Raw genomic sequence first — 11,175 nt, 5'->3', positions numbered from 1 at the left:
CGGCCGTGACGACAGATCCGTCGGGATCCTGGCCGCTTTGGCGGCCGCAACCGACCATCGCCGCACCACCCTGCTGAATGCCGGCGCGCAGCTGAATCGCCTTCTCGATCAGCTCAATTCGATCGTCAGCACCGACACCGGCCCCTCGACCGTCTCCGCGCTGGTCGAGGCGACGCGAGGGTTGCAGCAGACGGCACCCGACCTTTTGGACGCGCTGCATCGGGCCGTCGGGCCGATGCAGACCTTCGCCGAGACGCGCGCGCAGTTGGCTTCGCTGATCTCGGGCGCCGATAACACGGTTGGCACGACGCGCCAATCGTTCGACAACCACATCGACCAGCTCATCGGAATCACCACCGACTTCACGCCGGTGCTCGGGATATTGGCGATGAAATCCAACAACTTCGTACCCGCGGTTGCAAAGCTGGACAACCTGGGCACCAAGTTCATGGACGAGGTCTGGAACCCGCAACAGAACCTCGGCAACATGCGCGCGATGCTGACGTTCACCCCCAGTTCCACCTACACACGCGCCGACTGCCCGCACTACGGAGACCTGAAGGGGCCCAGCTGTTTCACCGCCCCGCTCATACCGGTGCGCCCGGACCTCCCGGAAGTCCTGCTGCCGCAGAACTATCAGCCGCCCAAGGATCTGGCGCCGCCGCCGGGCACGGTGATAGGCCCGGACGGGAACCTCGTCGCCGTCGGCCCGCCGCTGATCAACGGCCCCCCCAATTTGACCGACCCGAATCCGCCACTGGCCCCGGGCATTACGCCGTCGCCGCCGGTGCCGGGCAGCGCCAACCCCGATAACCCGAATCCGGGGGCACCCGCGTCGCCGTCGGATCAGCAACCGTGGGTCGCGCCGGTGGCGCCCAAGGCGCCCTGGATTCCGCAAGCCTCTTTCGGCGGTAACGTCGGGCCGGTCGGCAGCCAACAAGAGCGAAACATGTTGACTGTCATCACCGGCCGACCCGCCTCCGATGCGACCCAGCTGCTCCTGGGGCCGATCGCACGCGGGACGACGGTGTCGGTGACCCATCCTCCGCCGGCGGGGGGTCCGAGATGAAATTTCGCGGCCCGCTCATCGGCCTGACGCTTTTCATGATCGTCGCGTTGACGCTCACCTGGCTGGTTTATGTGAGCCTGCGCCGCGACGTGGCCGGCACGACCGCGTCGTACAGCGCGGTGTTCACCGACGTGTACGGGCTTCGCGAAGGCGACGACGTCCGGATGGCCGGGGTACGGGTCGGCCGCGTCGAGAAGATCGAGTTGGACCACGACCTCGCGAGGGTTTCATTCGTCGTGCAGACCGAACAGCGCTTGTACGGCAACACCGTTGCGTCGGTGACGTACCAGAACATCGTCGGCCAGCGCTATCTCGGCCTGTCGTTGGGCAAGGAAGGATCGCAGCAGCTGCTGTCCCCCGGCAGCGTCATCGGCCAGGAACGTACCGAACCGTCCTTCGACGTCACTGCGCTGCTCAACGGTTACGAGCCGCTCTTCAGCCTGTTGAACCCCCAGGACGCCGACAACCTCACCAAGGGCATCATCGCGTCGCTGCAGGGCGACACCTCTTCGCTGACCACCCTGGTCGGCCAAACATCGACGCTCACACAGACATTCGCAGGCAAGGATCAGGCCCTCGGTGACGTGATCACCAGCCTCAACAAGGTGATGGGCAATCTTGCCGCGCAAAACGACAACCTTGACGGTGTCATCACCCAGGCCCGCGACGTGGTCGGCAACCTCGACCGGCGTCGGCCGGAATTGCAGGCCTCCATCGGTTCGCTGTCGCGGGTGATGGGCCGGCTGTCGGCCTCGGCGTCGGACGTGTACCCGTCCCTGCGGGAATTCATCGACCGCAAGCCGGGTGTGGCCAGACACCTGATGGACGTCGAACCGCAGGTGGCTTACTTCGGTGACAACATCCCTCTGCTTCTGAAAGGGCTTGCCCGCGTCGGCAATCAGGGCGCCTACGGCAACGCCTACGTGTGCGACGTGAACTTCATGGGGTTCTTCCCCGGCCTCAACGACGTGGTGCCGATCATCATCAACGCCGCCACACCGGGAAACCGGGCGTGGCACACCCCACGGTGTAGGAGCACGGCCGATGGTTGATGCACTACTGGCGCCCCGCCGCACGCCGCGGAAAAGGCGTCCGCTGGAAAGCTATAACAAGACGTGGCTCGGGTTCGTCGCCGCCGCGGTGGTCGCTGTGGTGATCGGGGCCATGCTGCTGATCCACGCCCTCGGGGTCGGTTACCGCCACTACACCGCGGAGTTCCTGCAGGCCGCATCGCTGCGCCCCGGAAACCCGATCGTCGTGGCGGGCATTCCCGTGGGCAACGTCACCAGCATGAAACTCGACGGCGATCACGTCGAGGCCGGCCTGAAGATTCGTGACAACGTGGCGCTGGGCAAGGATTCCAGGGCGAAGATCAAGGTCACCACCATCCTCGGTTCGCGCTACCTCTCGCTGGAGCCGGGCGGGCCGGCGTCGCTGCCCGACAGCACCTTCGATTTGTCGCACACCGAGGCTCCCTATGACCTGCAGGCCGCATTGCAGGATGCCACAACGACTTTCGAGCAGGTCGACTCCGACAGATTTGCGCAGTCGCTGGCCGTCCTGGGCAAGCAACTCGAGGGCCTGCCCGCGGTGGTGCCGCAGGCGATTCACAACATCGACTCGCTGTCGTCGATCATCGCACTGCGACGCGATCAAGTCGGGACCCTTTTGAAAAGCACCGAGCAGGTCACCAACACCCTGCGCCGCCAGCAAGCCGGCATCGGCAACCTGGTCAACCAGGGACAGGACCTGTTGGGCCAATTCGTCGCGCGGCGAGCCGTTTTCCACGCCATGATGCAGTCGCTGACCAGCCTGGTCGACACGATGAGCCAGATCGTTGTCAACGACCAGTCCGGCCTGGATTCGCTGATCAAGGACATGCGTGACTTCACTTCCATGATGGGGGGACACGACGACCTGGTGCGCAACATGTTGCAGGTGTCGCCGATCTTCTTCCGCGAGGCGGCCAACCTCACCGGTGACGGTGACGCGATCAACTTCAACGCCCCCAACGTCCCGGCCATCGACTCGTGGATGTGCGCAATCAGCGGGCGCGCCAAGCAGTTCGGGATGATCCAGTACTTCAAGGACTGCAAATGAGGAGGGCCATCGCGATTGTCGCCGCCGTGGCGGTGGTGGCAGCCGCAGTCGGCTTCGGCTGGTGGTACCTGGGTCCGGACGACGACACGATCACGGTGACAGCCCAATTCGACAGTGCCTCCGGGCTGTACGAGGGCAATGTGGTTGCGGTACTGGGCATGCCGGTGGGCAAGGTCACCAAGATCACCGCCAAGGGCCGCTACGTGGAGGTCGAGTTCACCGTCGACCGGCACGTCAAGGTGCCCGCCGCGGCGCAGGCCGTCACCGTGTCGACGTCGATCCTGACCGACCGGCAGATCGAACTCACACCGCCCTATCGCGGCGGTCCCGTCCTGGAGAACCACGACACCATCGGCCTGACCCGAACCAAGACGCCGGTCGAATTCAGCCGCGTGCTCAGCGTTCTCGACAAGGTGACCAAGTCGCTGGAGGGGGACGGCCACGGCGCTGGTCCCATCGCCGACGTGCTCAACAACGGCGCGCAGACCGTCAACGGCAACGGCCCGCAGATCAAGACCGCGCTCGGCCAACTGTCTAAGGCGCTGCGGCTCTCCAGCGACGGCGGCGCGGCCACCCGCGAGCAGATCACCGCGATCGTCAAGAACATCAGCACGCTCTTCGACGCGGTGGCCGCCAATGACACCAAACTGCGCGAATTCTCCTCCACACTGCACGAGGTCAGCGACGTCGTCGCCGACGAGGACATCGGCAGCGGCACCACCGGCCGCAAGCTCGACCAACTGGTCGAGCGGGCCGGCGACCTGTTGGACGCCAATCGCGACAACATCAAAGAGGCTCTGCTCAAAGGCAATAAGACGTTGCAGGCGGTGACGGATCAGCGACGCGATCTCGCCGAGCTTCTTGACGTGGCGCCCTTGGTCGCCGACAACGCCTACAACATGATCGACCGGGCCAACGGCAGCGTGCGGGCGCGTTTCCTCACCGACCGCTTGTTGTTCGACAGTCAATACACCAAAGAGATCTGCAACCTGATGGGGCTTCGGCAACTGGGATGCAGCACCGGGACGCTGCAGGACTTCGGGCCGGATTTCGGGCTGACCTACGTGCTGGACGGCATGGCCGCGATGGGGCAGAAATGACGGCGGGGCGCGCGCGATGCGCGCTGGCGATGGCCACGGCGGCGCTGACCATTTCAGGGTGCGGCACGAACGGCCTTGCCAGCCTTCCCCTTCCGGCACCGGGTCTGGGGTCGGGTGGATACACCCTGACCGCGATCTTCTCCAACGCGCTCAACCTTCCGATGAACGCCAAGGTGAAGCTCGCCGGCGCCGACGTCGGGCAGGTCGAGTCGATGGTCGCGCGCAACTACACGGCGGTCACCACGCTGCGCATCCGCGACGGCGTTCTACTACCCCAGGGCAGCACCGCCGAATTACGCACCGCCACACCGCTCGGCGATGTGTTCGTGGCCGTCAAACCACCCGCCAGTGATCCCGCGAGCACGGCGCTTTTGAAGAACGGCGACACCATCGGCCTGGATTCGACGGCGGCCGCCTCGACCGTCGAGTCGGTGCTCAGCTCGGCGGCGATCCTGGTGAACGGCGGAGCGGTACGCAATTTCACCAACATCATCAACGGTTTCGGCAAGGCGACCGGCGACCAGGGCCAGGCTTTCGGAACCCTGATCAGAAAGTCCAACCAACTGGTCGGCACCCTGGACGCCCGGTCCGACCAGATCTCGGGGGCGTTGACCCAATTGTCGCGTCTGGCCGACCAACTCGACGCCAAAGACCGCACCATCGCCGATCTGATGGCGGCGGCTAACCCGGCCACGTCGGCCCTGGCCGACAACACCGACCAACTGTCGAACCTCGTCACACAGGTCGGCGACACCACCCGCCTGCTTGCCAGATTCCCGTCGATCGGCGGGACCGACACGAGCGGCCGCAGCATCATCCGCGACATCAACACGATCGCCGGCGCCGCCAACGACGTCGCCGTGAGCCCGGACACCAGCTTTCTGGCGATCAACCGGCTGATCGCACCGCTGGTGAAATCCACGGCGGGGAACCAGATTTCGGTGAACGTGGGCGTGGACAAGATCATGCTCGGATCGCTCCCCGACATCGGCTTCCCCGGCGACATCGGACTGCACGGGCCGCACCACTACAACGTGAACCTGCTCGTCGGCACCCTCAAGTACACCCTGTGGCGTCTGCAGGAGCGCGTCGTCGGCCGGGGACCGAACTCGCCGCAGGTGCCGGTGATACCGGACCCCGTCGTACCCGGGCAGATCGACATTGTGCCTGGGGCCCCCGGACCCCCGCCTGCCCCTCCGGCACCGGGGACACCGCCATGATCGGCTCGATGGCTGATGGCATCGTCCGCACGGTTCGGGCGGCGCACCGGCAACAAGTCTGGCTCTCGGTCGCCGGCCTGGCGCTGACACTCGTTGTCGCGACGGCCTACCTGCTGACCGGCGCGTTGCGCATCACGCCGTTCGCATCGTCGTACAAGGTCACCGTGCAGTTGCCGGAATCCGGTGGCCTGCTGCCCAATCAGGACGTCGCGCTGCGCGGTGTGCGGATCGGACGGGTCGAGTCGCTGCAGATCACCGACCGCGGCGTGAACGCCGTCGCAAGCATCTCCTCGCAGGTGAAGATCCCCGCGTCCAGCCTCGCGCACGTCTCGGCGCTGTCCCCGGCCGGCGAGCAGTACATCAACTTCGAAGCCGAATCCGATGCGGGCCCATTTCTGCACGACGGCAGCGTCATCGTGCTCGACCACACCAGTGTCCCGGTCAGCCTGGCCCAGTTGCTCGGCGACGCCGACGGGATGCTGGCGCAGGTCGACCCACACAAAATTGAGCTGATCAAGAAGGAACTGAGCATGAGCAAGGAGGGCCCGGCGAAGCTGGCCGCCATCGTCGACGGCGGTACCTTCCTGCTTTCCACCCTCGATTCGGTGCTGCCGCAAACCACCAGCATCATCAAGACCAGCCGGGTGGTGCTCAATTTGGCGGCCGACAAGAACGCCGGTCTGGCCGCCACCACCACCGACCTCGACCGCACTCTGAGTGGGGTTGCCAGAATGCAGAACGGCTACCGGCATCTGACGGCCCAAGCACCGCATGCACTTTCGGGCGTCGACAATCTGTTCGCCGACAACTCGGACACCATGGTGCAATTGCTCGGCAGCATGGCCACCATGTCGCAACTGATGTACCTGCGAGTGCCGGCGCTCAATGCGCTCTTCCCCAGCTACCGCGGGTCGGTGCTGGACGCGGTGGCCAGCGCCTTCCACGATCACGGCGTGTGGGCGACGGCTGACCTCTACCCCCGCTACGTGTGCGACTACGGGACGCCGTCGCATCCGCCGTCCTCCGCCGACTATTACGAGCCGTTCATGTACACGTATTGCCGTGACGACGACCCCGCGGTCTCCATCCGAGGGGCCAAGAACGCGCCGCGACCGGGCGGCGACGACACCGCAGGCCCGCCCATGGGTGCGGACCTTGGACGCAGAACCGATCCAACGCCCAAGGGCCGCTACACGATTCCCACGCCCTACGGCGGCCCGAATCTGCCGATCGAACCGCCGCACTAGAAGGAGAAGATGGTGGTCACTGTAGCCAAAAAAGAAGACGAGAAGGACGAGAAGCTCGAGGCGCCGATATCGGAAGACGCCGCCGCGGAGGAGACTCGGGGCGAGGACTCCCCCGACGAGACCGACGACGAACTCGACGAGATCGATGACGATCTCGACGAAGACGCTGAGGATCTCGAGGAAGACGCTGACGAACTCGAAGACGCTGACGAACTCGAAGCGGCAGAAGAGGACGAAGACGAGACAGACGACGAAGAAGGCGGCGGGCTGCTCAAACGCAAGCGCGCCAAGTCCGATCGGCGCAAGCGCCCGTGGGGGCGCTACGCGCGTCGCAGCGCGCTGCCGCTGTTACTCGTTGCCTCACTTGCTGTTTCGGGGTGTCTGGGGTGGAAGCTGTGGCAGGAGCATCAGGTCAAGCTGGCGGGCCAGCAAGCCCAGCAGGCCGCCGTCGCGTACGCGCAAGTGCTCACGAGCATCGACTCGAACAAGGTCGACGACAACTTCCGGCAGGTGCTCGACGGCGCGACCGGCGAGTTCAAGGACATGTACACCCAGTCCAGCGTGCAGCTCCGGCAACTGCTGATCGACAACAAGGCGAGCGCGCACGGGGTGGTGGTGGACTCGGCCGTCCAGTCCGAGTCCACGAACAAGGTTGTCGTGCTGGTGTTTATCGACCAGACCGTGGCCAACACGGCGGCGCCCGACCCGCGAATCGACCGCAGCAGAATCAAGATGACCATGGAGAAGGTCGACGGACGCTGGCGGGCAGGCAAGGTCCAGCTGCTGTGATGCGCAGGCTGCTGGCGACGCTCGTATTGGCCGCCGCCGCAACGGTTCCCAACGCCGCGAAGGTACACGCGTCCGCGCCGTCGTTCTGCGGCGACCTGGGCGGTAACTGGGACGGCCAGTACTGCCACGCCTCGGTGACCTCCGAGCGTAACGCCGTGCGGGACATCAAGGTCGCCGTGCCCGACGACCTTGTCGACAACCCGACCACGGGACCGGCGATCCGCGACTACCTGCGCACCCTGGTGAACAACTGGCGCAACGCCAACGCGCACATGGCGGCCGACAGCTACGGCGAGGAGGACTTCGAGGTATTCCACCACGCCAACCTGCTGAGCGCGGTGTTCCACGAGGACTACCACGCCGACGGGCCGCAACCCAACAACGCCTACCGGACCTTCACGTTCGACATGGCAAGTGGCAGAAGGGTTCAGCTGACGGATCTGACCACATCGAATCCGCTGACCGCTATCCCACCGCTAGCGCAGCCCTTCATCCAGACCGCGCTCAATCAGGCTCCGCCACCGCACGATCCGGGCACCTACCCGTTCCTCGTCGACCGCTGGACCCCCGACAAGGTGTACTCCGGGGCGTACAAGGCGTGGGCGCTGACGCCCGACGAGTTGATCCTGTACATGCCCGACTACCCGGTGGCCCACGACGAGCCGCTGGACTTCACGCCCGGCGCCCTGCAGTGGTTCATGGACGGGGGCACCGTCCAGGCCCACATCCCGCTCTCGGCCCTGGGTTCAGTGCTGCGCGTGTGAACTCTGCGGCTGGGGGGAATTGAGAAATATGCCCGACGCCGACACAGATGATGTGCTTACCGACGAAAGGAAGCACGCGCCAGACCCCGACGATCCGAGCAAACCGGAGTCGCCCGACGACCTGACGCAGTCTTCATGGCTGTTCGTGCTGCGAAAGACGCTCCGCGAGTTCAGGAACGACCAGTGCACCGACCTGGCCGCCGCGTTGACCTATTACGCGGTGCTGTCGGTGTTTCCTGCGCTTCTGGTGATGGTCTCGATGCTCGGGGTGGTCGGTCAAGGCCAACGCACCACCAGCGCGCTGCTCGACGTCGCGGCCGATGTCGCGCCGGCATCCGCGGTCGATATGTTGCGGCAGCCTCTCACCCAGCTTGTCGAGAACCGTTCCGCCGGCCTCGCGCTGGTCGCCAGTGCCCTCGCCGCGTTGTGGACGGCGTCGGCCTATGTGGGCGCCTTCGGCCGGGCGATGAACCGCGTTTACGGATTCGCCGAGGGGCGGCCGGTGTGGAAGCTGCGCCCGCTGCAGCTGTTGCTTACCTTGGCGGCCCTGACGTTGGCCGCAACGGTGGCCTTGATGCTCGCGATCAGCGGCCGGGTAACCCATGCCGTCGCGGCCGCCTTGCGGTTGGGCGATGCGGCTCAAACGGTATGGACGTTAGCCAAGTGGCCGGTGATCCTGCTGTTTGTCACGCTCGTAGTCGCCGTGCTTTACTACGCCACCCCCAACGTCGCGCAACCGAAATTCCGCTGGCTCAGCGTCGGATCGTTGGTCGCCATCGTGGTGTGGGTGCTCGCCTCCGTCGGATTCGGCTTCTACGTCGGCAATTTCGGCCACTACGACGGGACATACGGCGCACTGGCCGGCGTCATTGTGTTCCTGCTGTGGCTGTGGATCACCAACCTGGCTCTGATGTTCGGCGCGGAGCTCGACGCCGAACTAGAGCGCGGCCGCCAATTGCAGGCCGGAATCGCCGCCGAACGAGACTTGCAACTACCACCCAAAGACACCCGCGTCGTCGAGAAGAACGAGGCTGCGGAAAAGAAAGACGTGCGACGCGGCCTTCGGCTACGCCGCACCCGCGGCCGGCGCGGCTGACTCGTCGGCGACACACGCCGTTTCGGCGGGCAGTGCGAACTGGACCAACGCTGGGCTCAGTCCTCCGGGTTGTAGCCGAGGTTGGGGCCGAGCCAGCGCTCGGCTTCCTGCAGCGTCCAGCCCTTGCGCTTCGCGTAGTCGGCGACCTGATCTTGGGCCATCCGGCCGACCACGAAGTATTGCGACTGCGGGTGCGAGAAATACCAGCCGCTGACGGCGGCACCGGGCCACATCGCCATCGACTCGGTCAGCTCGATGCCGGTCCGCTCTGTGACGTCCATCAACTTGAAGAGGGTCGCCTTCTCGGTGTGCTCCGGGCAGGCCGGGTAGCCGGGGGCGGGGCGGATTCCCTGGTACTTCTCATCGATGAGTGCGTCGTTGTCCAACTGCTCGTCGGGCTGGAATCCCCAGAACTCCTTGCGGACCCGTTGGTGCATCCGTTCGGCGAAAGCCTCCGCCAGCCGGTCTGCGATCGACTCCAGCAGGATCGCGCTGTAGTCGTCGACGGCTGCCTTGAACTCCGCGATCTTGTCCTGGCTGCCGAGCCCCGCGGTGACGGCGAAGGCGCCGACGTAGTCGGCCAGACCGGTGTCCTTGGGCGCGATGTAGTCGCCCAGCGACCGGTTCGGGATGCCCTCCCGGTGCTCGCCCTGCTGGCGCAGGTTGTGCAACGTGGTCAGCACCTCGGTACGGGTGTCGTCGGTGTAGACCTCGATGTCTTCAGAACCCGAGCCGACCGCGTTCGCCGGGAAGAATCCGATCACCCCGTTGGCGGTCAGCCACTTCTCCTTGATCAGGGTGTCGAGCATCTCCTGGGCGTCGTCGTACAGCTTGCGGGCGGCCTCGCCCGAGGCCGGGTTGTTGAGGATGTCGGGGAACTTACCCTTCATCTCCCACGCGTTGAAAAACGGCTGCCAGTCGATGAACTCGCGCAGCTCGGCGAGGTCGTAATCGAGGAACTCCCGCAGGCCCAGGCCCTGGGTCGGCACCGGCGGCACGTAGCCGTCCCACTCGATCGGCGTCCGGTTCGCGCGGGCCATCTGGAGCGTCAGCATCGGCCGCTCGTTCTTCTGGGAGTGCCGTTCGCGCAGCGATGCGTAGTCCTTCTCGGTGGTCGCCGTCACGTTAAACAAATAATTGTCGTCCAGGAGCGCCGCGGCGACCGGCACCGAGCGGGACGCGTCCTTGACCCAGACCACCGGTCCGCTGCGCCGCGGCGAGATTTTCACGGCCGTGTGCGCGCGTGAGGTCGTCGCGCCACCGATCAGCAGCGGGATCTCCAGCCCTTGGCGTTCCATCTCGACGGCGAAGTTGACCATCTCGTCCAGGGACGGGGTGATCAGGCCGGACAGCCCGATGATGTCGGCGTCGTACTCCTCGGCCGCAGCCAGGATCTTCTCGGCGGGCACCATCACGCCGAGGTCGATCACTTCGAAGTTGTTGCACTGCAGGACAACACCGACGATGTTCTTGCCGATGTCGTGGACGTCGCCCTTCACGGTCGCCATGATGATGGTGCCGTTGGTGTCCTTGCCCGCGGCGGCGCCGGACTCTTCCTTCTCCTTCTCGATGAAGGGCAGCAGGTACGCGACGGCCTTCTTCATCACCCGGGCGGACTTCACCACCTGGGGCAGGAACATCTTGCCTGAGCCGAAGAGGTCGCCGACGACGTTCATGCCGTCCATCAGCGGGCCCTCGATCACCTCGATCGGGCGGCCGCCCGCGTCGGCGATCTGTTCGGCGACGGCAAGATGTTTTTGCCGCAGGTGGTGAAGTCGGCGCGCGTGATG

Annotated in this window: 9 protein-coding genes and 2 pseudogenes; 10 read left to right on the top strand and 1 reads right to left on the bottom strand. The window is 65.4% G+C overall.

What is annotated here, in order from left to right; genetic code table 11:
- The 9 genes from JOZ00_RS10320 to JOZ00_RS10280 all read left to right on the top strand — a co-directional run.
- The coding region (locus JOZ00_RS10320; protein ID WP_293343374.1) for an MCE family protein at positions 1-1,069 on the top strand (1,069 nt) is incomplete at its 5' end.
- Complete coding sequence (locus tag JOZ00_RS10315; RefSeq protein WP_293343372.1) at positions 1,066-2,121, top strand: MCE family protein; 1,056 nt, start codon at positions 1,066-1,068, stop codon at positions 2,119-2,121. The genes JOZ00_RS10320 and JOZ00_RS10315, both read left to right, overlap by 4 nt.
- Positions 2,114-3,169 (top strand): MlaD family protein, encoded by a 1,056-nt coding sequence (locus JOZ00_RS10310; protein WP_293343370.1) that lies wholly within the window; start codon positions 2,114-2,116, stop codon positions 3,167-3,169. Before JOZ00_RS10315 ends, JOZ00_RS10310 begins: the two co-directional genes overlap by 8 nt.
- Entirely contained in the window at positions 3,166-4,269 is a 1,104-nt protein-coding gene (locus JOZ00_RS10305; protein ID WP_293343368.1) for an MCE family protein, read from the top strand. The genes JOZ00_RS10310 and JOZ00_RS10305 overlap by 4 nt, the downstream gene beginning before the upstream one ends.
- Positions 4,266-5,489, top strand: a complete 1,224-nt coding sequence (locus JOZ00_RS10300; RefSeq protein WP_293343366.1) for an MCE family protein — start codon at positions 4,266-4,268, stop codon at positions 5,487-5,489. The genes JOZ00_RS10305 and JOZ00_RS10300 overlap by 4 nt, the downstream gene beginning before the upstream one ends.
- Positions 5,486-6,736 (top strand): MlaD family protein, encoded by a 1,251-nt coding sequence (locus tag JOZ00_RS10295; RefSeq protein ID WP_293343364.1) that lies wholly within the window; start codon positions 5,486-5,488, stop codon positions 6,734-6,736. The genes JOZ00_RS10300 and JOZ00_RS10295 overlap by 4 nt, the downstream gene beginning before the upstream one ends.
- Positions 6,737-6,745: 9 nt before the next feature.
- Positions 6,746-7,525: a tetratricopeptide repeat protein gene (locus JOZ00_RS10290; RefSeq protein WP_293343362.1), complete on the top strand. Its 780-nt coding sequence runs from the start codon at positions 6,746-6,748 to the stop codon at positions 7,523-7,525.
- Positions 7,522-8,289, top strand: coding sequence for a mannan-binding family protein (locus tag JOZ00_RS10285; protein WP_293343360.1), 768 nt, complete (start codon positions 7,522-7,524; stop codon positions 8,287-8,289). Before JOZ00_RS10290 ends, JOZ00_RS10285 begins: the two co-directional genes overlap by 4 nt.
- A 28-nt stretch (positions 8,290-8,317) precedes the next feature.
- On the top strand, positions 8,318-9,385 hold the full coding sequence (locus tag JOZ00_RS10280; RefSeq protein WP_293343358.1) for a YihY/virulence factor BrkB family protein: 1,068 nt from the start codon (positions 8,318-8,320) through the stop codon (positions 9,383-9,385).
- 56 nt (positions 9,386-9,441) lie between these two features.
- Here the strand turns inward: JOZ00_RS10280 and JOZ00_RS10275 are convergent.
- Positions 9,442-11,121: pseudogene (locus JOZ00_RS10275) on the bottom strand (vitamin B12 dependent-methionine synthase activation domain-containing protein); the annotation flags it as partial.
- Between JOZ00_RS10275 and JOZ00_RS27675 the strand changes: the two are divergent.
- Positions 11,116-11,175 (top strand): annotated as a pseudogene (locus JOZ00_RS27675) (B12-binding domain-containing protein); the annotation flags it as partial. The pseudogenes JOZ00_RS10275 and JOZ00_RS27675 overlap by 6 nt on opposite strands.

It is taken from the genome of Mycobacterium sp. (assembly GCF_019243155.1).
GTDB lineage: Bacteria > Actinomycetota > Actinomycetes > Mycobacteriales > Mycobacteriaceae > Mycobacterium.
This window is presented reverse-complemented; position numbering and strand designations above follow the sequence as displayed.